Annotated in this window: 19 protein-coding genes and 1 pseudogene; 13 read left to right on the top strand and 7 right to left on the bottom strand. The window is 60.2% G+C overall.

The genetic code is table 11. From position 1 onward, the window contains the following. Positions 1-163 precede the first annotated feature (163 nt). From Q0K10_RS04285 to Q0K10_RS04270, 4 genes are all read right to left on the bottom strand, one after another. Positions 164-919 (bottom strand): YebC/PmpR family DNA-binding transcriptional regulator, encoded by a 756-nt coding sequence (locus Q0K10_RS04285; protein WP_294503636.1) that lies wholly within the window; start codon positions 917-919, stop codon positions 164-166. A gap of 95 nt (positions 920-1,014) precedes the next feature. Further along, positions 1,015-2,451, bottom strand: coding sequence for a sigma-54 dependent transcriptional regulator (locus Q0K10_RS04280; RefSeq protein ID WP_294503632.1), 1,437 nt, complete (start codon positions 2,449-2,451; stop codon positions 1,015-1,017). A gap of 13 nt (positions 2,452-2,464) precedes the next feature. Then, positions 2,465-4,114: an Rne/Rng family ribonuclease gene (locus Q0K10_RS04275; RefSeq protein WP_294503630.1), complete on the bottom strand. Its 1,650-nt coding sequence runs from the start codon at positions 4,112-4,114 to the stop codon at positions 2,465-2,467. Positions 4,115-4,157: 43 nt separating this feature from the next. Beyond that, positions 4,158-5,114, bottom strand: coding sequence for a methionyl-tRNA formyltransferase (locus Q0K10_RS04270; RefSeq protein ID WP_294503627.1), 957 nt, complete (start codon positions 5,112-5,114; stop codon positions 4,158-4,160). Between the two features lie 77 nt (positions 5,115-5,191). On the opposite strand from Q0K10_RS04270, the gene folK reads away from it, so the two are divergent. The 9 genes and pseudogenes from folK to Q0K10_RS04225 all read left to right on the top strand — a co-directional run bounded on the left by folK (position 5,192) and on the right by Q0K10_RS04225 (position 13,450). Continuing rightward, positions 5,192-5,671 carry a 2-amino-4-hydroxy-6-hydroxymethyldihydropteridine diphosphokinase gene (folK, locus tag Q0K10_RS04265; RefSeq protein ID WP_294503624.1) on the top strand — a complete coding sequence of 160 codons (480 nt, stop codon included), beginning with the start codon at positions 5,192-5,194 and terminating at the stop codon, positions 5,669-5,671. An 87-nt stretch (positions 5,672-5,758) separates the two neighbouring features. Further along, complete coding sequence (locus Q0K10_RS04260) at positions 5,759-6,139, top strand: hypothetical protein (protein ID WP_294503621.1); 381 nt, start codon at positions 5,759-5,761, stop codon at positions 6,137-6,139. Positions 6,140-6,181: 42 nt separating this feature from the next. Beyond that, on the top strand, positions 6,182-6,742 hold the full coding sequence (locus Q0K10_RS04255; RefSeq protein WP_294503618.1) for a hypothetical protein: 561 nt from the start codon (positions 6,182-6,184) through the stop codon (positions 6,740-6,742). Positions 6,743-6,803: 61 nt separating this feature from the next. Then, positions 6,804-7,151 carry a YkgJ family cysteine cluster protein gene (locus tag Q0K10_RS04250; RefSeq protein WP_294503615.1) on the top strand — a complete coding sequence of 116 codons (348 nt, stop codon included), beginning with the start codon at positions 6,804-6,806 and terminating at the stop codon, positions 7,149-7,151. After that, on the top strand, positions 7,151-7,774 hold the full coding sequence (gene gmk / locus Q0K10_RS04245) for a guanylate kinase (protein ID WP_294503613.1): 624 nt from the start codon (positions 7,151-7,153) through the stop codon (positions 7,772-7,774). Before Q0K10_RS04250 ends, gmk begins: the two co-directional genes overlap by 1 nt. Next, positions 7,767-8,315 (top strand): flavoprotein, encoded by a 549-nt coding sequence (locus Q0K10_RS04240; RefSeq protein WP_294503611.1) that lies wholly within the window; start codon positions 7,767-7,769, stop codon positions 8,313-8,315. Before gmk ends, Q0K10_RS04240 begins: the two co-directional genes overlap by 8 nt. Positions 8,316-8,527: 212 nt before the next feature. Continuing rightward, positions 8,528-9,577: a LacI family DNA-binding transcriptional regulator gene (locus tag Q0K10_RS04235; RefSeq protein ID WP_294503608.1), complete on the top strand. Its 1,050-nt coding sequence runs from the start codon at positions 8,528-8,530 to the stop codon at positions 9,575-9,577. Between the two features lie 118 nt (positions 9,578-9,695). After that, positions 9,696-10,418 (top strand): annotated as a pseudogene (locus tag Q0K10_RS04230) (prepilin-type N-terminal cleavage/methylation domain-containing protein); the annotation flags it as partial. Further along, positions 10,418-13,450 (top strand): hypothetical protein, encoded by a 3,033-nt coding sequence (locus tag Q0K10_RS04225; protein WP_294503602.1) that lies wholly within the window; start codon positions 10,418-10,420, stop codon positions 13,448-13,450. The pseudogene Q0K10_RS04230 and the gene Q0K10_RS04225, both read left to right, overlap by 1 nt. 90 nt (positions 13,451-13,540) lie before the next feature. Here the strand turns inward: Q0K10_RS04225 and Q0K10_RS04220 are convergent, their stop codons facing one another. Then, positions 13,541-14,332 (bottom strand): AraC family transcriptional regulator, encoded by a 792-nt coding sequence (locus Q0K10_RS04220; protein WP_294503599.1) that lies wholly within the window; start codon positions 14,330-14,332, stop codon positions 13,541-13,543. A 71-nt stretch (positions 14,333-14,403) separates the two neighbouring features. Between Q0K10_RS04220 and Q0K10_RS04215 the strand changes: the two genes are divergently transcribed. Beyond that, entirely contained in the window at positions 14,404-15,525 is a 1,122-nt protein-coding gene (locus Q0K10_RS04215; RefSeq protein WP_294503597.1) for a uroporphyrinogen decarboxylase family protein, read from the top strand. A gap of 26 nt (positions 15,526-15,551) precedes the next feature. On the opposite strand, the gene Q0K10_RS04210 is transcribed toward Q0K10_RS04215, so the two are convergent. After that, entirely contained in the window at positions 15,552-16,958 is a 1,407-nt protein-coding gene (locus Q0K10_RS04210; RefSeq protein ID WP_294503595.1) for an MATE family efflux transporter, read from the bottom strand. Positions 16,959-17,079: 121 nt separating this feature from the next. Here Q0K10_RS04210 and cutA point away from each other — a divergent pair, with 121 nt between their 5' ends. From cutA to xseA, 3 genes are read left to right on the top strand one after another with little or no spacing between them, the layout of a single operon-like run. Further along, the gene (cutA, locus tag Q0K10_RS04205) at positions 17,080-17,409 is read left to right on the top strand and encodes a divalent cation tolerance protein CutA (protein WP_294503593.1); all 330 of its coding nucleotides are present in this window, start codon (positions 17,080-17,082) and stop codon (positions 17,407-17,409) included. Continuing rightward, entirely contained in the window at positions 17,406-18,032 is a 627-nt protein-coding gene (locus Q0K10_RS04200; RefSeq protein WP_294503590.1) for a site-2 protease family protein, read from the top strand. Before cutA ends, Q0K10_RS04200 begins: the two co-directional genes overlap by 4 nt. A gap of 10 nt (positions 18,033-18,042) precedes the next feature. Then, positions 18,043-19,236: an exodeoxyribonuclease VII large subunit gene (xseA, locus tag Q0K10_RS04195; protein ID WP_294503587.1), complete on the top strand. Its 1,194-nt coding sequence runs from the start codon at positions 18,043-18,045 to the stop codon at positions 19,234-19,236. Between the two features lie 6 nt (positions 19,237-19,242). Here xseA and Q0K10_RS04190 read toward each other — a convergent pair whose 3' ends face one another. Continuing rightward, a complete protein-coding gene (locus tag Q0K10_RS04190; RefSeq protein ID WP_294503584.1) occupies positions 19,243-22,371 on the bottom strand; it encodes a DEAD/DEAH box helicase in 3,129 nt (1,042 codons plus the stop codon). Between the last annotated feature and the right edge of the window lie 212 nt (positions 22,372-22,583).

Genomic DNA, 22,583 nt, shown 5'->3' with positions numbered 1-22,583 from the left:
TGTAAGTTAATCGCCATAAATTACACGCCGCAAGCAGAAACCGCGAACGTCAGCTATTTATCATACCATCTCCTTTCACTTCCTGTTCGCCATGAAAAAAGGGCGGCCTGCCGGATTTCGTTTCCGGAGCCGCCCTTCGGATCGATACGCAAAGAGAAAAACCTTACTCCTCTTCGAGCTGATCGGCAATCGCGTCGGAGATCTCGTAGTTCGCCGTCACCTGCTGGACGTCGTCGAGATCTTCCATGCGTTCCACGAGACGCATCACCTGCCGCGCAGTCGAAACGTCGGTCAGCTCGGTCACCATCTCCGGCTTGCGGATCACCTCGGCCTCTTCGGTCGGAATTCCCTTCTCTTCAAAAAGCTTCACAAGCGCTTCAAAATTCTCGGGATCGGCCCAGATCTCGGCCACGCCGTCCTCCACGACCAGATCGTTCGCACCGGCGTCGAGAACCAGATCCATGAGCTTCTCCTCATCCGCCCATTCGCCCGTGATCGTGAAGTGCGCCTGCCGCTTGAACATACGCGCAACCGCGCCGGAACCGGCCATATTGCCGCCGTTGCGGTCAAACACCATGCGGACGTCGCTGATCGAACGGTTCCGGTTGTCGGTCAGGCATTCGACGATGACCGCCACGCCGCCGGCCGCGTACCCTTCATAGACGATCTCCTCATAGACCACGTCGCCGAGTTCCCCGGCGCCTTTTTTGATCGCGCGCTCGATGTTCACGTTCGGCATGTTGACCGCCTTCGCGGCGACCAGCGCGGAACGCAGCCGCGGATTGGCGTCGGGATCCGAACCGCCCATCTTCGCGGCGACCATGATCTCCTTGGCAATGCGGGAGAACGCCTTGCCCTTCACTTTATCGGCGGCTTCCTTCTTGTGCTTGATATTCGCCCATTTACTATGCCCGGACATTTTTAACTCCAATCGGTTGGGTTTTGAACATAATTCTATTAATTTAACTCCGGAGCCCGAAAATTTCAAGCGGTGGACCGTATAAAGTCAAACCGTCATTTCGCGAGCTTGCGATGCAGCGTCCGGCGACTGATGCCGAGCAGCTTGGCCGCGGCGGTCCGGTTGCCGTTGCACTTGCGCAACGCCTCGTCGATCAAAATCCGTTCGTTTTCATCCAGTTTCAACGGCTTTTCCGCGGGGGGGCGGGTCGCCATGTCCGGCGGAAGAAGCTCCCCGGCCGTCTCCGGATGACGCACGCTCGCAGGAAGATCGCGCACCTCGAGCAGCGGCCCCCGCGCAAGCACGACCATCGACTCGATGCAGTTGCGAAGCTCCCGGATGTTCCCCGGCCACGGATAGTTGATGAGCGCCCGGAGCGCCTCCGGCGAGATCCCCGTGACAGGACGGTTGTTCTCACGCGCAAACTCCGCGGCGAACCGCGCAACCAGTTGCGGAATCTCCTCCCGGCGCTCCCGCAACGGCGGCAGCGGAATGTTCACCACGCTGAGCCGGTAGAAAAGATCTTCCCGGAAACGATTCTCCATAACCATTTTCCGCAGATCGCGGTTCGTCGCGGAAATCAGCCGGACGTCGACCTTGACCGTCTCGGTTCCGCCGACCCGCTCGAACGAACGGCTCTCAAGTACGCGCAGAAGTTTCACCTGCGTTGCAGCGTCAATCTCTCCGATCTCGTCGAGGAAAATCGTTCCGCCGTCGGCCGCCTCGAAACGGCCGATGTGCCGCTCCTGCGCCCCCGTGAACGCGCCTTTTTCATATCCGAAAAGTTCGCTTTCCAGCAGCGTCGAAGTCAGAGCGGCACAGTGCACTGCGACAAATTCGCCGCGTCTGCCGCTTCGTTCGTGCAGCAGCCGCGCAATCACCTCCTTGCCGGTTCCGCTCTCGCCGGTAAGAAGTACGGTCGAACGGGTCGGCGCAACTGTGTTGACCAGACGCATGACCTCCGCCATCGGATCGCGCCCGTCTTCGGTCGGTTCCGGCAGAACATACTCCGGAGCCAATGCGACCGGACGATGCGGCTCAGGCAGTGCCGGAGCGTGAATTTCCGGCTCCGGCTCCGGCATTTCGACAAGCTCGGCACGGGGGGCTTCAACGGAACGTTTGCGGCGCTCGTCGAGCGCCGCGCGGACGACCGACTCAAGTTTGTCGAGTTTGACCGGTTTCGTCACGAAATCGAACGCCCCCTGTTTGACTGCCGAAACCGCATCCTCAATCGAGCCGTAGGCGGTCAGCAACACACAGGCGGGGGGATCCGGCTGGGCGAGCACGGCATGGAGCACCTCCATACCGTCGTGCTTCGGCATGCGCAGATCGGTCAGTACGAGATCGAATTTCTGTGCGGCCAGCTCTTCGAGCGCATCTCCGCCGTCCGCGGCGGTCGTGACCCGGTAGCGGCGGCCGAGATAACGCGCCATCGCTTCACGGGTGTTGTGTTCGTCGTCGACGATCAGAAGTTTCGGGCGATCCTCTTCCATCGGCCGCCTCTGCTCAAAACAGCTCCGCTCCGGTGTCCGGGTCGACCAGCCGGAACTCCTCGTAATGGAGCATCGGATCGGCGCGGAAACTCAGATCGTGATTGTACTTTTCTTCGATATCGCTCAGGAGTTTCGCATCCTCGTTGCGCAACCGAGCAAGGACGTCCGGGTGCATGATGACCCGAACCGGAACATCCTTATAGCGCTTTTCGCGCAGAACGGAGTTGAGCCGCCGCTGAATTTCGACGCTCATCGTCAGCGGCGACTTGACCCGTCCCGTTCCGGAACAGTAGGGGCAGGGATTGTAGACCTGGTCGAGAATGCTTTCGTGTTCGCGCTGCCGGGTCATCTCCATCAAGCCGAGCTTCGAAATCGGCAGAACCTTGGTCTTGGCACGATCGTCCTTCACAAGTTTCTTCATCGTGCGCAGCACTTCGTCGCGATCCTTCGCGCTTTTCATGTCGATGAAGTCGAGTACAACCAGTCCGCCGATATTGCGCAGCCGCAGCTGCCGCGCAATCTCCGCGGCGGCTTCGAGATTCGTCTTGAGGATGAACTCCGGCTGATCGGTTCCCTTGCGGCCGCGGCCGGAATTCACGTCGATCGCGATGAGCGCCTCGGTCTCATCGATGCAGATGTAACCGCCGCCCGGCAGACGCACTTCACGCTGGTAGACCTCCCGCAGCTGATCGTTGATCTTATAGTGGTCGAAAACCGGTTTCGGGGAGTTGTAGAGCGTAACTTTCCCGGCCATTTTCGCGCCGCCGATCCGCCGCAGAGTGTCGGCGATCTGTTTGCAGGCCGCCTTGTCGTCGACGACGATTCCGCCGATCTCATCGGTCATGAAATCCCGGATCGTGCGGGCGACGAGGTCCGGCTCGGTGAACACCAGTGCCGGAGCCTTCATGGTCTCCATCGCGTGTTCGATTTTGCGCCAGTAGTCGAGCAGCAGGTCAAGGTCCCGCTTGAAAAATGCCGCCTTTCTTCCCTCGCCGACCGTGCGGCAGATGAGTCCCATCCCTTCCGGGAGTTCGAGCGATGAGAGAATCTTGCGCAGCCGGTCGCGCTCCTGCGCCCCTTCGATGCGGGTGGAGAGCCCGATGTGCTCGCTGTACGGCATGAGCACGAGGTAACGGCCCGGGATCGACATGTTCGTCGTAACCCGCGCGCCCTTCGTTCCAATCGGGGACTTCACGACCTGCACGAGCAGCTCCATGCCGGGCTTGAAAAATTCCGGAATATCCGCGACGGTCAGCTTCTTCTTGCGCCGCAGCGCTTCGGAGAGCGCCCGGCTGCCGGGCCTTCCCTCCTGCCGCTTGCGCCGTTTGGCGGCGATGGGAGCGTCGGTTCCGGTGCCGCGGGCGGCGGCCTCCTCCTCTTCCTCGGCCTCCTCCTCGCTAATGCGCTTTTCGAGCAGTTCATCGCCTCCGGGGAGCATTTCGTGGTAGTGGAGAAAGGCGTTCTTCTCCGCGCCGATGTCGATGAACGCCGCCTGCAGCGAGGGTTCAAAGTTGATGATTCTCCCCAGATAAATGTTTCCGACCTTGGGACCGGAGTCGTCCCGTTCGATCTGATACTCCTCGAGGCGGCCGTCGTTCAGCATCGCGAAACGGCGCTCCAGCTTCTCGCAGTTCAGAATCATCTGCTTGCCGCTTTTTTCCATGTCTGTGTTCCATCAAAAAAATTGTTTCATCATCCGCAGCGATTCACTGCGGCAGGAATTCGGGAATTTCGCCGCGCAACCCGTTCAGCCAGGCGGTTGCGGGCATGCTGCGCCGTCCGGGAGGCGCAAGTTCGAGAATTTCAATCGCGCCGCGCCCGCAGGCCACGACCAGTCCGTATTTATCGGCGCGAAGCACTTCCCCGGGGCGGCCGGCAAGATCGCGACGCATCGCGACCCGCAGCAGCGTGACCGATTCCTCCCCCTTCGAAGTGCGGACCCGGCTGAATGCGCCGGGCCACGGGCAGTAGGCGCGCACCATCGCCTCGATCTCCTGGCAGAATCCGGTCCAGCGGATCAGCCCGTCCGCCTTGCGGATCTTCGTGCACACGGTGGCGCTGACGGAATCCTGCGGCACGGCGCGAAGCTCGCCGCGGCAGATGCTGCCGAGAACCCCGGGAGCGGCTTCCGCTGCGATGCGACCGAGTTTGAACTCCAGTTCACTCGCATATTCCGTGTGATCGAGCGGGAGCGGAATCGTCTGATAGACCGCTCCGGTATCGAGACCGCGCTCCATGGCCATGAAGCAGACTCCCGTCTCGGAGTCCCGGTTCAGAATGCACTGGGTAATCGGGGAGGCGCCGCGGTAACGCGGCAGCAGAGACGCGTGGATGTTGACGCACCCGGACGCCGGAAGCGCCAGGATTTCCGCCCGCAACAGCTGGCCGAACGAAATCACCAGAATCAGGTCGGGCTCTTTCCGCCTCAGACCCTCAAGAAACGCCGGATCGTTGACCGAGCCGATGCGTTCCGCTTCAATCCCGATCTCGGCCGCGGCGGAAGCAACCGGCGTCGGCGTCGACCGACGGCTGCGCCCGGCCGGGCGGTCGAGCTGTGTACCGACCCCGACAAGCGCAAGCCCGGGCGACGACGCGATCGCCTTCAACACCGGACACGCGATAACGCCGGACCCCAGAAAATAAATTTTCGGCCTGTCTGTCATAAAATCTCTATTGCAAAAAACCAATACCCGTGCGATTATAAATATAAATGCAATATCGGGAAAAGGCTAACGACAAAATGGTAAAATCCACAAAATTTGCAATCATGCTCGGCGGAAACCTCGGAGATTCCGCAAAAATCTTCCACGACGCAGTACGGAAACTCGCCGCGGCGGGCTGCGACGACCTCCGGATGAGCCGCATCCACCGGAGCGCGGCAGTCGACTGCGTACCGGGAACGCCCGACTTCTGCGACGCGGCGTTGACCGGCACCTGGAAGGGCGATGCCCTCGAACTGCTGCGCCTCTGCCGGAGACTCGAACAGGAGGCGGGCCGCCCGGCCAACCACTCCAGCCGGGAGTCGCGGACGCTCGACCTCGATTTGATTCTCTTCGGAGACGAGATCCGCAATACGCCGGAACTCACGCTGCCGCACCCGCGGGCGCAGCTCCGGCGATTCGTGCTCGAACCGCTGGCGGAACTGATCCCGGAGACCCGTTTCCCGGACTCCGGGCGGAAAATCGAGGAATGTTTGAGAAATTTGCCGCCCGAGGATTGACAGCCGGGAGATTTGCAATATATTATCTTTAACAGGATAAGAAACTGCAAACATTAACTTCACCGATACGCGGAGGCGGACTATATTATGAGAGCCGAAATGCTGATTGCAGTCATCATAGCCGTACTGTTTCTGGCGATCTTGATCTTCATACTGGTGCAGCTCACCCGTTTTCTTGCGAAATTTGAACAGGAGCGCCGCGATTTCGACGAGGATCTTATCGGCCTGGCCGGACAGATCAAGAAGATGCAGACCACGCTGGCCGAGATTCTGATCGAACAGAGGCGGATCACCCGCCTCACCGTGGAGGGACTCGATCTGAAGAAGGCGGAGATGACCGGAGACTTCGAGATCATCGAAGAACCTCTCCCCGGTACGGGTGCGGCCTCTCCGCAACCTCCGGAGCCTCCGCCGTTCACCGCACCGCAGCGGCAGGGCGGCCCGCGCTTTCCGGAGTTGATGAAATAATGTTTTTTTCGTGATGAATCAATCTTTTCAGGAGTACTTAAGATGAAGAAATTTCTGATGGTCGTCGGCATCGCCGGCCTTCTTTTCACCGGCGGAATCGCAAAGGCGGACACCAATCGCATCCTCGAAAAAATCGTGCTCTACCCGGCCAACCTCGTGATGGACGCGCTCGACACCTTCACGGTGAATGTCGGCATCGGACCGGTGCTTGAGGCGCGACTTCAGGCAACCGCGGCGATCTGGGGCGGCGGGCGCGTCGGGCTCTGCGGCAAAGTGTACAAGGCGTACAACCGCCAGTACGGACTCGGCGTCGAAGACGGCTGGTACTGGGAGTTCGTCTCCATCGGCGAGGAGAACCTCGGAGTTCTGGAAAGCACGTCGCTCGTAAACAAATACACCGAGAACCGCACCGGCTTCCCCGAGCCGTTCAATCCGGTCTACCGCAACGGCAGCCGCGACTACTGGGCGATCGGCGGATCGCTCGGCGGTCTCGTCATCGGCGACCTCTACATCCATCCGGTCGATATCGCGGACTTCATCACGGGAATCTTCTTCTACGACCTGAAGGGGGATGACCTGATTTTCGACGATTTCACCTGGTGATTGCCGAAGTACCGGAAAAAGCGGGGCGGGGCGGATTGCGTCCTGCCTTTTTCAGCAGAATATGAAACACTTCGAATGTATCCGCTGCGGAAACTGCTGCCGCTGGCCCGGGTGCGTGAAGGTAAGCGACTCGGAAATTGACGCCATCGCCGCGTTTCTCGGGCTGGAAGTCCCGGCGTTCATCGAGCGATATACGGCGCTGATGCCGGACCGGCAGGGACTCACGCTGATCGAAAAACCGGACGGAAGCTGCGTCTTTCTGGAGGAGGAAGCAGGAGTGAGCCGGTGCCGAATCCATCCGGTCAAGCCGGGCCAGTGCGGAACGTTTCCGCGAAAATGGAACTTTCCGGGATGGGAAGCGGAGTGCGCCGGAGCGAAGAGAGAGAAGGAGCGGGAGGAAAATTTGTGATGAACGACAGAACTGGAACAATCATTGTGCTTTCCGGCCCCTCCGGCGTCGGCAAATCGACACTGGTGGGCAAGGTTCGCGAAGCGATGCCGGAGCTGCAGTTCTCCATCTCCTGCACGACGCGTCCGCCGCGGATCGGCGAGCAGGACGGCGTCCACTACTATTTTCTCTCGCACGAGGAGTTCGCCCGGCGCGTCGAACACGGGGAGTTCGTGGAATACGCGCAGGTCTTCGCAAACCGCTACGGCACGCTCAAAAGCGAAGTGCTCGGCCGGATTCGCGGCGGCAACTCCGTCATCCTCGACATCGACGTGCAGGGGGCTATGCAGATCCGTCGCGCGGCGGAGACCGACCCTGAACTCAAGCGAAACACGGTATTCGTCTTCATCGGCCCTCCCTCGATCGGAACGCTTGAAAAACGGTTGCGCGGAAGAGCGACCGACTCCGAGGAGCAGATCACGCTCCGGCTCGAAAACGCGCGCCGGGAACTCTCCTTCTGGAGAAGTTACGACTATCTGGTCATCAACGGCGATCTGGAAACCGCCGCGGCCGAAATGATCGGGCTCTTCCGCAGCTTCGCGCTGCGCACGGCCGCACTCCCGGAGGGGCTGTTCGATGCGTAATCCGAATCTAGTCGCACTCGGCGTGACCGGCGGAATCGCAGCCTACAAGGCGGCGGAACTGTCGAGCATGCTCCGCCGGAACGGCTTTGAACTCCAGGTGTTGATGACGGAAAACGCGACCCGTTTCGTCGGGCCGTTGACCTTCCGCACGCTTTCTCAGCGTCCGGTGGTTACCTCGCTCTGGGAAGTGCCCGAGTGGCGTCCGGAACACGTCGCTCTGGCGGATGAAGCGGCAATTTTCGTCGTGGCGCCCGCAACGGCAAACTTCCTCGCCAAATATGCGAACGGCATTGCGGATGACGCTTTGACCACTTTCGCCGCGACCTTCGACGGTCCGGTGCTGCTGGCTCCGGCAATGAATCCGAAAATGTGGGCGCATCCGGCCTGTCAGGCGAACGTCGAGCTGCTCCGTTCGCGCGGCGTCCGGTTTGCCGGCCCCGAGTCCGGCCGCGTCGCCTGCGGCGAAGGCGGGGTCGGGCGCATGGCCGAACCCGCGGCGATTTTCGAAGCGGTCCGGAATCTGATCGCACCTGCGGAATGATTTCCAAACCATCTTGCGCATGAATTTTTCCAGCCCCCCTCTTTTTTTACGCAACGATAGAAAACTGTTTGCGTAAAAATCAATTCAACTGCATTTTTTTTATTTTTTTCTTGATTACCTCTTGACATTTAGCGGGAAATGAGTCATAATAAAAATAGAAAACGGTTTTCTAAACTGCGCAATTGACATATACGATTGACAGGAATTTCATCATGACTTTAAAAGAGATCGCAGCCGAACTGGGCGTATCGACGTCGACCGTCAGTCGCGTGCTGAACGGCTGCCACAAGAACTTCACCGTGAAGCCGGAATTGCGCAAACGGATTCTCGACCGGGTTGCGGAACGCAATTACCGGCCGAATCCGATGTATCAGGCGATGCGCAAAAAGGAGAATCAGCAGATTGCGATCTTCCTGCCGGATTATCTGGAAACCACGCTGGAAACCGACATCAGCAGCGGCGTGGACGCGCTGAACAACAGTTTGTTTGAAAAAGGGTACAGCGTTCACTACCTGGTCCGGCCGCTCGAACAGCGCGCAACTTACGGTCTGCCGCAGTGGAAAGTCGCCGGAGCGGTCGCGCTGGACGTGCGCAAAAGCGAACTCATCCGGGAACTCGACGAGAGCAGGCTGCCCTATGTGGTTTTGAACGGCGTCGCCGGTCCCCGCGGCAGCGCGGTGCAGGCGGACGATACGGGCAACATGGAGTGCGCATTGAAGCACCTTTACGAGCTCGGCCACCGGAAGATCGGTTATCTGAACCCCTATCGCGATCCGGAGCTGATTCCGATCAGTTTTTCCGAGCAGCATTACAGCGTGATCCGGCGAACCGCGACATATTTCGACTTCTGTCTCACGAACGGGCTGCCGGTGCTCGAGAGTGCGAAAGACTGCACGGCGACGACGGAAGAGGCGGTCGAAGAGGGGATTGCCCGCGGATTCACCGCTTTCGTCACCTACTCCTTCGAACTGTACATGGAGGTCTGCCACCACCTCTACGCCCGGAATCTGCGGGTTCCCGCGGATGTGAGCCTGGTCACATTCAACAATCCGCCGCTGGCCCGTTATGCAACTCCCCCTGCCACATGCGTGGAGATTCCCTCCCGCGAAATGGGGATTGAGGCGGGAAACCTTCTGCTCCGACACCTGGAAAACCCGGATGAGAAACGAGAGAAAATCCGAATGCTCCCCGGAAAACTGATTCTCCGCAACTCCACCGCTCCCGCAGCGGAAAAGCTGGAATCCGGGAGACTGCATCGTTGATTTCAAGAGACAGGCCATTTAACAACAACCCTCATCAAGGAGAAAATTCCATGAACAGAAAAAAACCAACGGTTCCCGTACAGGAACAGCCGCAACGAAATGCAGTAAACATCTTTTTACATTGATCGAGCTCCTCGTGGTGATTGCGATCATTGCGATTCTCGCCTCGATGCTGCTGCCGGCACTGAATCAGGCGCGCGGCCGCGCACGCGACACGAGCTGCCTCAACAACGTCAAGCAGATCGGCAGCTACATGCAGATGTATATCGACGACAACCGCGGTTTCGTCATGTGCTACTGGAAAAACGGCTGGACCGGCGCCAAGTGGCAGGATCTGCTGATGCTCTATCACCGCAGCGGCTCGGAGCTCCGGGACTGGGGGCATTATGACGCCGACCGGAAGCGTCCATACGGAATTTTCGCGTGTCCCTCCTCCGAGTACGATCCGGGCACAGATTACGACGCGGGACGGTTGTCGCGCCACTACGGGATCAACCGCCTGTACGCCAGCGACAACGGCATGTGGGACGATTCGATGGTGGTGAAAGTCTCCCGCCGTCCCGACAAGTTGATGAAACTCTCTGAACGGGCGATGGTGTTCGACATCGACCACCTCACCGCCTGGGCTCCGATGACCGCGCCCGACACCTGGGAACTCCTGGGCCTGTGGAAAGGTACGGAACTTGAATGTCGTCCATTCCGCCACAGCAGCGTCTCGTTCAACGTCGTCTACGCCGACGGCCACGCGGGGAACCGCAAACGCAACGGCCTACCCGGCAATCGCTGGGAAAGCCCGGCCTTCTGGGGACTCCCCGGCGAACTTACTGCGGATGACATCTGATGAAAAAACTGTTGCTCTTCTGTGCCGCTGCCTGCGGGCTGTTCTGCGCGGGCGGCGAGATTGAGTTTCTGCCGGGCGATGCGTTCCGGGTGGAACATGCGCTCTTCAAGGTGATCCGTTATACGGCGGGCTGGAAGGCCTCGGTCTATCCGGGGGAAGAAGGGGGCAACCGGCTCCAGCTGATCCGCAGCGGAGAGTCGTATGAATACCGGTTTCACTCCGATCCGGCTGCGCCGACCGCCTCGCTCTCGCTGCAGATGACGATTCCGGCCTACCGTTTTTTCGGGAAGCCGGTCATCGTCAACGACGAAACCGAATTTCTCTACCCGGAGAAGGCGGCGGACTCCCCGCTGCTGGCGGGTTACGACAAGGTCAAAACGCTCGATGTGCCGCTCTCGGCAGGCATTCTGAAATTCAGCTTCCCGTCGCCGATTTCCGTGCATCTGCTCGACTTCCGGATGTTCCAGCTTGAGGATTACGCCCTGCGGCTGCTTTTCTCGCCCACGGAGGGGGAGATCGCCAAAGCGAACCTGAAGTTCCGGATGCGCTATGTTCCGTACCCGTCGACTCCGCTCAACCTGCGCCGCGCCGCGAACATGGGATTTTCGGACGAAAAGGCCGACGACCGCAAAGGCGGCTGGACCGACCAGGGCCCCGACAACGACTTGAGCAGCCTGAAACCCGAAACTCTCGAGGCCTCTCCCGCCCGGTTCGAGATTCTCGACCCCGCGAAAAACGGCGGGAAATCCTGCATCGCCCTCGGTGGCGGCGGACGCGAATATTTCCCGCGCAAGGCGGTCGTTCCCGGTGCCGGGAAACGGTTTCGCACGCTTTTTCTGCTGCACGCCCTCGCCTGGGCGCGGAACGGCGAAATCGGATCGATCACGCTCGAATTCCTGAACGGAACGACGCATGTGATTCCGGTCTCGGGTGGACGCGACGTGGGCGACTGGTGGAATCCCTCCTCCTGCGCGAACGGTGCTGTGGCGTGGCGCGGTTTTTCCCGCGAAGGAAATCCTGTCGGGCTCTTCCTCTCGGCATTCCCGGTCCCGGATAAGCCGATCCGTTCGATCCGTCTGGAATCCAATGGAAACTCGGTCTGGATGGTTGCGGGCATGTCCGGGTCGACGAAGCGGGCCGCCGTCGAAGCTCCGCTCGAATGGTGCGCCGTTCGCGGCGGCGACTGGCGAATGTTCGAGAGTCAACGTGAAATCGAGCCGGGTTCGGCGCTCGACTTCTCGTTCCTGCTCGATGCTCCCGCCGGAAAATATGGACGGGTCGTGACGGTCGGAGACCACTTCGAACTCGAAAACCGCCCCGGAGTACCGATCCGGTTCTACGGCGTGAACATCTGCATGGGCGCGAACTTCGTCACGCATGAGGAGGCGGAAATCCTCGCGGAACGGCTGAGCCGGATCGGTTACAACGCGGTGCGCTTCCATCACTTCGACGAGGCGATGACGAAAGAGAATCTCGACGGGTTCTTCTACCTCTGGTCGGAACTCAGAAAGCGCGGTTTGTACCTGACGCTCGACTGCTACATCGGGCGGGTCGTCCAGCCTTATTCGATGAACGACTACAAGCTCGCGGCCATGCTGCTGCCGGAGGTCAACAACAACCTGCGGGAGTTCTGCCGGATGCTGCTCGCGACGCCGAACCCCTACACGGGCACGACGCTCGGTGCCGATCCCGCCTGTCTCGGGATCAGCATCATCAACGAGAACTCGATCTTCCACAACATTCTGAACGCGACCCCCGAAATGCGCAAAGAGTACGACAACGCTTTCGCGCAGTGGGCGGTCCGGAACAGCGAAATTGTGACGGACGCGAACCGGAAAGCGCTTTATCACCGCTTCCTGCGTGACGTCTATTCGAACTATTTCGAGGGGATGAAGCGCTTTTTCGGCGAACTCGGCGTCACTGCGCCGCTGACCGACCAGAACTACATCATGTCTCCGAGCCTGGTCGGGATGCGCTCGAAGTACGATTACGTCGACAATCATCAGTATTGGGATCACCCGGTTTTTCCGGAGGTCGAATGGCAGTTCCCGGTGCGACTCTCGAACCTGAGTGCGCTCACGGGACGGCTTTCGGTGCCGGCGGCGCTCGCCCCGGCGCGTGTGCTCGGGAAACCTTACACGGTCACGGAGTTCGACTACTGCTATCCGAACGCCTGCCGGGCGGAGGGCGCGGTGCTGACCGGCGCCTATGCGGCGCTGCAGAACTGGAGCGGACTCTTCCGCTTCGACTATTCGAACAGCGCAGACAGCATGTTCCGGAGCACGACGATCGATATCTTCGATGTGGTGAACGACCCGGTCCGACTGCTCTCCGAGCGGATCGGCATGGCACTGTTCACCCGCGGCGACGTGACTCCGGCGGAGATCAAATATCCGATCGGCGTCCCGGCGGAGACGGCGGAATACATCGCCGGATACCCGCGGCAGCTCAATGAGCTCGCGCTCGTCGCCGGAATCGGCTCGCAGCCGGAGGAGGCGCTGCGCTATCCGGAACTTCCGGACGGGAAAGCGGAGTCGGTCTCCTCCGCAACCGGAGAACTGAAAGCGGACTTCCGGCAGAACACCTTCTCGGCCGTGACGCCGCGTTCGGAGGCGTTCGTGCTCCCGGAAGGGGCGAAGGGGGCGGGCAAAATTCTGGAGGTGGTTGCGAGCAAGGGATTCGGGGTCTTTGCGGTGATCTCACTGGACAACGCACCGCTGACGCAATCGAACCGGCTGCTTGTGCTTCAGCTGACTGATGTGCTCTCGGAAGGGGCCCGTTTTGCTTCGGCCGACCGCAAGCTCTACCTGGAGCGTCCGGCAAATTCCCCCGGGCTGCTGCGGCACGGCACGGCGGAAATCTCGCTTGCCCTGCCGGGGACAGACTGGAAACTCCACGCGCTCGGACTCTCCGGAAAACGGCTCATGGAAATCCCGTTCCAGAACCGCGGCGGCAAGCTCTCGTTCGTCGCCGACAATTTCTCCGGAGACAGCACCATCTGGGGATATGAACTCGTTCGCAACGGGAAGTGACGGAAAATTCCGTCATCTGAAAACAAGCAAATCTGAGGAGAAGTGACGGCTTTTGCCGTCACTTTTCCGTTATACGGCCAAGATAACGGTCTAAATTGCCGACGGCGGCATCCCGAACACCTTTCGAAATACGCGCGAGAAATAAAATGCACTCGAAAAACCGAGCCGGTCAGCCGTCTCCTTGACACTGAGCTGTTCGTCATGGAGCAGCGCATAACCGCGTTCGGCCAGCTCCCGGTGAACGTATTCACCGGGAGAAATGCCGAGTTCCTCCTTGAAGAGCGCATTGATTCTCTGTGGCGTCAAGTGGAATTCACGGGCGAGATCGAGCCGCGTCGGATGTTCCGTAAGGTGGCGTTCAAGAAAATCGAGCATCGACTCGAACCGCTCATTGCCGCGGTCATGACTCGGCTGCTCAAACAAGTAGAGCCAGATCACCCGCCCGAGAGCCGAAAGCAGCTCCTCCGTTCGCCTCCCGGGGTGATGAAACAGCCGATCGGCACGGCGAAACAGTTCCGGCATCGCCAGATCCGGAGAGAAGGCAGTCAGGCGCGGCGGAACTTCCGCCCCTCTGCCGGGATCGATGTGAATGCAGCTGAAAAACGCCCCCGCGGGATCGCCGTCAAGCCGGTAGACGTGCTCTTCGCCGGGACGGATCGACAAAATTTCCCCCGGACGCTGCCGCACCCGTTCACCCGTTTTGCAGTTCATGAACTCGAACTCCCCGCGCAGCGACAAAATCAATTCGTACTCGGAAAGCCGACGCGGCCCCCAGACCGGGTTGCCGATTCCCCCCAGCGAGCGGTAATTCACAAAGCGGATCCGGAGAGCATCGTCCGCCTGAGTATTACGATCGTAGATATGAATAACACTTTCAACCATTGCCGCCGACACTGTTTTTTAGTATAATAATACATATCGCAAATCATTTCAAGTCGAAAGGGAAGTAAAAAATGGCGATCAAGCCGCTGCTGCCGCCCTGGCCGGGAACGATGACCGGCCGGGAACGTTTCCGCCGCCAGATGAATTTTCAGAGCGTCGACCGGAGTTTCAACATGGAATTCGGTTACTGGAACGAAAATTTCACGCTCTGGCCGCTCTTCGTGGAGAACGGCATTCACAACAACGAGGAGGCGGATCTCTTCTTCAGCTTCGACCGGATCGCCACGATCGACGCCAACACCTGGATGTCCCCGCCTTTCGAGGAGAAGGTGATCGAACGACGCGACGGGATGAACATCATCATCAATCATGACGGGCTGCTCGCGGAGGTTCCCGCAGACGGGCACGATACGATTCCGCATTTTCTCAAATCAAGCATCGTGACCCCGGACGACTGGAAGCGGTGCAAGGAGGAACGGTTCCGGCGCGACGATCCGGCGCGCATTCCGGACATCGAGGCGCTCAAGGCGGCCCACCCCGCCGACCGCGACTATCCGCTCGGCGTCTGGTGCGGTTCGATGATCGGCCGCATCCGCGACATGCTGACGTTCGAGGGACTCGCCTACGCGGTCTACGACTACCCCGATATGGTCGAGGACATGGTTGAGACCTGCTGCGTGCTCGTGGAGGATTTTCTCGACCGGGTGCTGCCGCATTTCGACTTCGATTTCGCCTCGGGCTGGGAGGACATCTGCTTCAAGAACGGGCCGATCGTCTCGGTCGACTTCTTCCGCGACGTGGTCATGCCGCGCTACAAGCGGATCCGGCGCAAGCTCGACGCTTACGGAATCGACCTCTGGTACACCGACTGCGACGGCGACGTGCGGCCGCTGCTGCCCTATTTCCTCGAGGGAGGAATCAACTGCCTCTTCCCGTTCGAGGTGATGGGTTGTTCGCATCCGGGCGAACTGCTCGACCGCTACCCGGGCGCACTGCGGATCATGGGCGGCGTGGACAAGATCCAGCTCGGCGCGGGACGCGAGGCGATCCGGCGCTACCTCGAGACGCTCGTTCCCTACGTCGAACGCGGCGGCTTTATTCCGTTCTGCGACCACCGCTGCCCGCCGAACGTTTCCCCGGACGACTATCTCTACTATCTCGACCTCAAGCAGAAGATGTTCGGGATGAAGTAAATTCCGGAACCGTGGGGCGCGGAAGTTCAGGCACGTTCGATCATCCTGATCTTCCGCCACTTTCCGGAGCTGAACCGCCAGAGAAAGACCATCGCGTCAATCAGCCCGCAGACCGCGACGAATCCCCACACGACATAGATCGATACCGGATACACCCGGGTCAGGATGAACATGCCCGGCACGAGAATTCCCCACGCCGTGAGGCTGTTCAGCAGGAAAATCGCGAGCGTATCCCCCGCGCCGCGCAATCCCCCCATGAAGATGAATTTGATGCTGTCACAGGCGTTGAACATCGCTGCCGCGGTCAGCACGCCCGTGCAGATTTTCGTAACCTCGGCGAAATCAACGGCCGAATCCCCTCCCGGCGCAAAGAAGGAGGCGAGCGCTTCCGGGAAACAGAGGTAGACCGCCAGCCCGAAGAGCGCGTAAAGCGCCGCGATCCGCCACGCGCGGTAGACCGCTTTTTCCGCGATGCCCTGCCGTTTGCGCCCGATGTACTGCCCGGTCACGATCGCGGTTGAATCGGCAAGCCCCGTCAGCGGCAGGAAGAAGAGGTTGTTGATCGAGAGTGCGATCCCGCTGGCCGCGAGTGCAACCGGTCCGAGCGTGCCGACGAGAAAGGTCAAAAGCGTGAAGGCCCCCGTGTCGACGAGCGTCTGAAATCCGGCCGGAATACCGAACCGGAAGAGTTTGAGCACGAGATCCGGATGGAACTCCCACCGCTTCCGGGTCGGAATTTTCCGCTGATTCTGGCAGAAGAAGTAGACGATGACCGCCGCCGCACTCGCCGCCGCACAGATGCTCGAAGCAAGTCCCGCACCATAGATCCCGAGCGGCGGAAGTCCGCAGTGGCCGAAGATGAACATCCAGTTCAAAGGCACGTTCAGCAGACAGCCGCCGATGTTGATGAGAGCGACCGGCAGCGTCCGCCCCTGCCCGGAGAAAAACGCATAGAACGGCGCCGCGATGCAGACGAAAACCCCGCTCGGCAGCAGTGAGGTGAAGTAGTCGATCTCCCGGCCGACGATCTCCGGGTCGTGGTCGGTGTTGCGGAGGATCGTCAGACCGATCACCGGTATCACGAATGTGATGAACAATCCCGCCACGATCGAAACCGTCTGCCCCGCCCAGACCGCGCGCAGCAGATTGGTCCGGTCGTTCGCACCGTGATACTGCGCAACCATCGCGGAGGTGAAGTTGCAGGTCACCATGAAGAAGCAGAAGAGTGTGAAATAGAGGATTCCTCCCGGAATCGCCGCCGCCACGTCGAGCGTCGAATTGCGCGCCAGGAACCAGCGGTCGACAAACTGCATGATGCTGTTGCTCGCCGTCATGAAAATCAGCGGATAAGCGATCCGGCAGATTTCGAGATAGCCGCCGCGGCCGATGAAATTCCGGCGGTTGAATGCTTTTCGTATTCCGAACAGTTCCATATCAGACTCTCCGCAAATGGATGCAGGAGAGGTAACATAGTCCGCTTTTGCCGGAAAGCAAGCGGAAAAACGGTTCTTTCGATTGATTTAACGGGCCGGAGCGGTTATATTCTTTTTTACGATGGAATATTTCAAACTTGAACTGTATGTTCCGGTCGATTACGCCGGAAAGGTGAAAGCGGCTCTTGCGGCGGCGGGCGCCGGGAGGATCGGGAATTACGACTCCTGCATCTGGGAGTGCCCGGGCGTCGGCCAGTTCCGGCCGCTGCCCGGCAGCGCGCCGTTCCTCGGGCGCGAAGGCGAGATCGAGCGCGTGCCGGAGAACAAGCTCGAAATGGTGGTCGCGGCCGACTGTCTCGACGCCGTTCTCGCCGCGCTGCGGGCGACGCATCCGTATGAGACACCGGCGTTTCAGTTCTGGCCGGTCAACCTGGGAATGGAGGAGGAATGAATCTCTTTATCAATTATCTGTTTCGTGATCCGCAATTTTTCTTCACGTGGCTGGTGTTTGTGATCTTTTCGATCTGCTGTCACGAGTTCATGCACGCATACGTCGCGTTGAAGCAGGGGGATTCGACGGCGGCGGACGCGGGACATCTCACATTGAATCCGCTCAAGCAGATGGGGCTGTTTTCGCTCATCATGCTCGCGGTGGCGGGAATCGCCTGGGGAGCGGTTCCGGTGCGCCCGTACCTGATGCGCCGCCGTCACAGCGACGCGCTCGTGGCATTTGCGGGACCTGCGACGAACTTCGCGCTCTACCTTGTGTTCGGAGTACTCTGCTTTCTCACCGCGATCTTCTCCGACAAAGAATATCCGGTGGAGATGCTCCAGCTCGCAAGTCTGCTCAATATCGTCCTCTTTCTGCTGAATCTCCTGCCGATTCCGGGGCTGGACGGCTGGACGATTCTGCGCAGTTTCGTGCCGCGCATCGGGGAACTGAGTTCCGAGCTCATGAACGGAATCTTCTTCATTCTGTTCTTCCTGGTCTTCTTCTCCTTCGGCATTCTCTGGAAAATCGGCGCTGTGATGACGGAGCTGTTGCTGTACGGACTCGTGCGGGCATTCGGGTGAGGAGGCGGCCATGGAGAATCAGCAGCAGATCTGGAGTGTGTCGGACGTGAACCGCGCGGTTCGCGAGATCGTCGAGGGAGCGCTGCTCCCGTTCTGGATGGCCGGGGAGGTCGGGTCGCTTACGCTGCACCGGTCCGGCCACGCCTACTTCACGATGAAGGACGCGAAGAGCCAGATCAAGGCGGTCTACTTCAACGGAGCGGCAACCTGTTCCCGGCTCGGCATCATGAACGGCACGTTGATCGAGGCGTTCGGCAACCTCTCGGTCTACGAGGTGCGCGGCGAATATCAGTTCGGCATCCGGCAGCTGCGCCGCGCCGGAATCGGCGAACTCCAGAGACGGTTCGAGGAGCTCAAGCGCAAACTTGCCGCCGAGGGGCTCTTCGACCCGCAGCGCAAGCGGCCGATCCCGAAACTGCCGGAGCGGATCGGGGTCGTGACCAGCCCGACCGGGGCGGCGATCCGCGATTTCCTGCAGATCATCAACCGTCGGTTTCCAAATGTGAACATCCGGATCTATCCATGCGCGGTGCAGGGGGCGGGAGCCGCCGCGCAGGTTGCACGCGGCGTGGAGTTCTTCAACCGGACCGGCGGCGCGGACGTGATCGTGGTCACGCGCGGCGGCGGCAGCATGGAGGATCTCTGGCCCTTCAATGAGGAGCTCCTCGCACGGGCGGTCGCCGCAAGCCGCATTCCGGTCGTGAGCGCGGTCGGTCATGAGATCGACTTCTCGATCTGCGATTTTGCGGCCGATCTGCGCGTGCCGACTCCGTCGGCGGCGGCGGAGCTCGTCATCGGCCGCCGCGAGGAGATGGTGCGCGAACTCGAACGCAGTGAAAAAGATATGCGGTACGCGCTCGATTCGGCGCTGAATCAGGCGAAGGCGCGGCTGGAGCGCGCGGCCGGAAGTTTCGTCTTCCGCGAACCCGTGCATCTTGTGCAGATGCGCCGCCAGCAGCTCGACGAACTCGACACGCGGCTCGGAACAGCTGCCGAACGGCTCCACACGCAGCTGCGTTCCCGACTTGAACGGCTTGAGAGCACGCTCACGGCGCTCGATCCGCGGCGGCAGCTTGAACGCGGCTATGCGATCCTCTTCGACGACAGCGCGGGAAAACCGGTCACGAGCGCCCGGAACGTCCCGTCCGGAATCCATCTTACCGCCCAGCTCGCGGACGGCGATCTGCGTGTCGTAACCGAATAAGCCGCCTCAGGCGTCGAGCAGGAAGCGGAGTTCCTCGATCGAGAGAGTACCGGCAGCGGCCTCCGGCGAATCGACGACGGAATCGAAGATCTCCTGCTTGCGGCTCTGCAGTTCGAGGATCTTCTCTTCGATCGAATCGCGCACCACGAGTTTGAGACTGCTCACCGGGCGGGTCTGACCGATGCGGTGGGTCCGGTCGGCGGCCTGAAGTTCGACAGCGGGATTCCACCACGGATCGTAGATGATGACCGTATCGGCACTGGTCAGATTCAACCCGGTTCCACCCGCCTTCAAGCTCAGGAGAAAGAGCGGAATCGCGGGGTCGTTGTTGAAGTGGTCGACGTGCTGCTGCCGGTTGCGGGTACCGCCGTCGAGGTACTCGAACGGGATGCCGCTCTTCTCCAGCTCGGGAATCGCAAGCGCGAGCAAACTCGTGAACTGACTGAAGAGCAGAACCTTGTGATTGCTGTCGAAGTGTTCGTGCAGCAGTTCGAGCAGCAGCTCCATCTTTGCGGAAGAGACTCCGTTTCCCTCGCCGCCGGGAAGCAGCGCGGGGTGGCAGCAGATCTGCCGCAGCCGCAGCAGCGTGCTGAAGATCGCCGCATTGCCGCGCGTGTCGTCCTTTTTGAAGGAACGGAGCGTCCGACGCCCCTCTTCAAGCACGGCGTTGTAAAGCTCCCGCTGGTCGGGTTCCATTTCGCAGTAGATGGTCCGTTCGAGTTTCGGCGGCAGATCCGGCGTGACCATCGCCTTCGTGCGCCGCTTGACGATGGGGGCGATACGGGCCGCGAGATCGCGCTGCAGCTGTGGATCATCCTTGATCCCCGCATAATAACGGCGAAACGCCGTGAGAGAGCCAAGCATGCCCGGCTGGAGGAAATCGAAGATGCTCCAGAGATCTTCCGGAGAATTTTCGAGCGGCGTACCGGTCAGCACAATGCGATGGGCGCCGTCGATGCTCTTGCAGTTCTTCGCGTTTGACGAGCCCGGATTTTTGATGTGCTGCGCCTCGTCGAGCACGACGAAGCTGAAACTGTAATGCCTGAGTTTCGCGCCGGAAAGCCGCGCGGCCGCATAGGAGAGGATCACCAGATCGTACTCCGGCAGCGATTTCCAGAGCGAATCGCGTTCGGCTCCGTCGTGCGGGGAAGCGACCTTGAACTCCGGAATGAAGCGGGCCGCTTCACGCGCCCAGTTGTCGATCAGCGAAGCGGGGCAGACGATGAGCGCCGGAGCCATGCCGCGCTTCTTGCGCGACGCGAGCAGCGCGAGCAGCTGCACGGTTTTGCCGAGCCCCATCTCGTCCGCGAGGATGACGTTGTAATTCCGGTCGGTCATGTACTGGAGAAACCGGACGCCCTCCTCCTGGTATTTGCGCAGCGTCCCCTCAAAGCGGAAGTCCGGAGTGAGATCGTACCCCGTTGAGGCGTCGTCGATGCCGCCGCCCGCGAGTTCCGGCACCACGGCGCCGGGAATGTCACGCACAAGAAACGTAAAATACTCCGCCGCGAACGATGCGACCTCGAATGTCCGCCCGATCGGATCGAGTTTGCGGATCGCGCCGCCTGCCGCGAGGAAGAAGCGCTGCAGCGCCGGAGAGAGCTTGACCATCCCCGCGCCGGGGAGCGCAAGAAATCCGGTGCCGGACTTCGCCGCTTCGAGACAGTTTTTCCAGTCGGCGGGGACACCTGCGCCGGAGAGCGTATACTCGATCGCCCAGCCGTCTGCCAGTTTCGCAGACATGCGGCAGGAGAATTCGAGTTCCGGCAGTCCGGCAGTGCCGCGCAACTGTCCCGCGAGACGGGCGGAGAGCGCCAGCCCTTCGTGGGTTGCGAGAAACTCCGGCAGCGCCCGGTCGAGAAAGATGCCGATCCGGTCCGCGCCGGAGATGAGAAAATTCCCCTCCGACGGGACGAACCCGAACATTGCAAGATCGTTTTCGAACGCGAGTTCGCCGTTTTCGTCCCGCCGCCAGAAGTGATCGTTCTCCTGAACAAGCCGTCCCGATTCCGGGAGGACGCACTGTTTTCCGCCGTCCGGAGCGTCGTAGAGGTAACGGAGCGAAAGCGTGAATTCCCCCGGCGCGGAAAGTTCCCCGTCCAGCAGAATGCCCGGAGCACGTGTGGCAAGTTCGAAGTCGTCGACCCGGATCACCGGCAGCGGAAACTCCGCGAGAAACTCCTCGACGCTCATCCCCGCCGGCGGCTGCTGAACCCCGGAGCGGAAGAAGTTGCGCAGCCAGCTGATCTCGCAGACTCCGGGAACGAAGAAATACTCCCCCTCGCGTCCGATCCAGCATCCGGAACGGCCGGTGATGACCTTCGCGCCGGCAGTTGGAAGTGCCGCGCCGTTGACCCGGATTCCGGGAGACATGGAGCTCTTCGACCCGTGTCCGGAAACGAGCAGAACCGCTTCGGCGAATTCACCGCGCACATGCAGCTTGCGCCCGTCGCGGGTGAAGCGCGGAAAATTCACGAGACTGTGAAAAAACTCGGCCGTCATCTCGGAATTGAGCAGGATCTGGGAGTTCTCCGCTTCGCCGTTGATCGCGAGAAAACGGATGATCTGCTGTTCGTGCAGCGAAAAATATTCCAATTTCAATGTGACGGTCAGCGATTTATCGAAATAGAGCTGACGCAGATTGTTCAGATTGCCGATGTATTCGCGGCCGGCGCCCTTCAACTTCACCGCGAGCGCGGCGTTCTCCCACTTGCTCGGAACATGCGGAAACGCGGAGGCGGCATCGATGGAGAGCTCGGCCTGCGGTTTGCGGGCCCGTTCGACAAGCTTCGGAAGACTCTCGCAACGAAGGCCGCCGTAATAGGAGGGGGCCTCCTCTTCGCCGCGTTTTCTCGCGGCCGGGTTGAATCTCCCGGCGTAGAGGATGAGCGCCACGGCATGTTCACAAAGCTTTCCGCCGGCGGGGGAGCCGCAGCTGCAGACGGCGGCGGGAGTGTCTCCGGTCCGCACCCGGCAGTCAACTCCGCCCTCGTTCAAATGAAAATGGCCGCAGAGTCTGCCTTCGCGATCACGCCAGGCTCCCGTGAGGCGGCCGTTTTTCAGCAATCCTTTGGCCGCCTTGAGCTCCGCCGGACCGGAGATCTCCTGTAATCTTTCCTCAAAGCTCTTCTTCATCGGTTTTCCAATTCCATATCCGTGTGTCCGAAATTCCGATCATTTCTCCCGCGATTCGAAACATGAATTATTTAACATAGCGCCATTCCATGGATTTTCCAGTTTATTCCGGGATCAAGTTGGAAAAAATTGCAAATGTGGTGTATAGTAATCATTAGCAAAGTGATTATGAGACTCAAACCCGGGGAGCGCCACCCCGTGATTCAAATGGC

It is taken from the genome of uncultured Victivallis sp. (genome assembly GCF_944391105.1).
GTDB lineage: Bacteria > Verrucomicrobiota > Lentisphaeria > Victivallales > Victivallaceae > Victivallis.
Note: the sequence above shows the minus strand (reverse complement) of the source record. Positions and strands in the feature narration are given on the sequence as shown.

What these genes read in the sequence shown, in the direction of transcription:
- Q0K10_RS04210 (WP_294503595.1), bottom strand. Translation starts at nt 16,958, where the DNA reads ATGGAACTGTTCGGAATACGAAAAGCATTCAACCGCCGGAATTTCATC.
- cutA (WP_294503593.1), top strand. Translation starts at nt 17,080, where the DNA reads ATGGAATATTTCAAACTTGAACTGTATGTTCCGGTCGATTACGCCGGA.
- Q0K10_RS04235 (WP_294503608.1), top strand. Translation starts at nt 8,528, where the DNA reads ATGACTTTAAAAGAGATCGCAGCCGAACTGGGCGTATCGACGTCGACC.
- Q0K10_RS04285 (WP_294503636.1), bottom strand. Translation starts at nt 919, where the DNA reads ATGTCCGGGCATAGTAAATGGGCGAATATCAAGCACAAGAAGGAAGCC.
- Q0K10_RS04280 (WP_294503632.1), bottom strand. Translation starts at nt 2,451, where the DNA reads ATGGAAGAGGATCGCCCGAAACTTCTGATCGTCGACGACGAACACAAC.
- Q0K10_RS04225 (WP_294503602.1), top strand. Translation starts at nt 10,418, where the DNA reads ATGAAAAAACTGTTGCTCTTCTGTGCCGCTGCCTGCGGGCTGTTCTGC.
- folK (WP_294503624.1), top strand. Translation starts at nt 5,192, where the DNA reads ATGGTAAAATCCACAAAATTTGCAATCATGCTCGGCGGAAACCTCGGA.
- Q0K10_RS04270 (WP_294503627.1), bottom strand. Translation starts at nt 5,114, where the DNA reads ATGACAGACAGGCCGAAAATTTATTTTCTGGGGTCCGGCGTTATCGCG.
- Q0K10_RS04200 (WP_294503590.1), top strand. Translation starts at nt 17,406, where the DNA reads ATGAATCTCTTTATCAATTATCTGTTTCGTGATCCGCAATTTTTCTTC.
- Q0K10_RS04215 (WP_294503597.1), top strand. Translation starts at nt 14,404, where the DNA reads ATGGCGATCAAGCCGCTGCTGCCGCCCTGGCCGGGAACGATGACCGGC.
- Q0K10_RS04220 (WP_294503599.1), bottom strand. Translation starts at nt 14,332, where the DNA reads ATGGTTGAAAGTGTTATTCATATCTACGATCGTAATACTCAGGCGGAC.
- gmk (WP_294503613.1), top strand. Translation starts at nt 7,151, where the DNA reads ATGAACGACAGAACTGGAACAATCATTGTGCTTTCCGGCCCCTCCGGC.
- Q0K10_RS04255 (WP_294503618.1), top strand. Translation starts at nt 6,182, where the DNA reads ATGAAGAAATTTCTGATGGTCGTCGGCATCGCCGGCCTTCTTTTCACC.
- Q0K10_RS04190 (WP_294503584.1), bottom strand. Translation starts at nt 22,371, where the DNA reads ATGAAGAAGAGCTTTGAGGAAAGATTACAGGAGATCTCCGGTCCGGCG.
- Q0K10_RS04275 (WP_294503630.1), bottom strand. Translation starts at nt 4,114, where the DNA reads ATGGAAAAAAGCGGCAAGCAGATGATTCTGAACTGCGAGAAGCTGGAG.
- Q0K10_RS04250 (WP_294503615.1), top strand. Translation starts at nt 6,804, where the DNA reads ATGAAACACTTCGAATGTATCCGCTGCGGAAACTGCTGCCGCTGGCCC.
- Q0K10_RS04240 (WP_294503611.1), top strand. Translation starts at nt 7,767, where the DNA reads ATGCGTAATCCGAATCTAGTCGCACTCGGCGTGACCGGCGGAATCGCA.
- Q0K10_RS04260 (WP_294503621.1), top strand. Translation starts at nt 5,759, where the DNA reads ATGAGAGCCGAAATGCTGATTGCAGTCATCATAGCCGTACTGTTTCTG.
- xseA (WP_294503587.1), top strand. Translation starts at nt 18,043, where the DNA reads ATGGAGAATCAGCAGCAGATCTGGAGTGTGTCGGACGTGAACCGCGCG.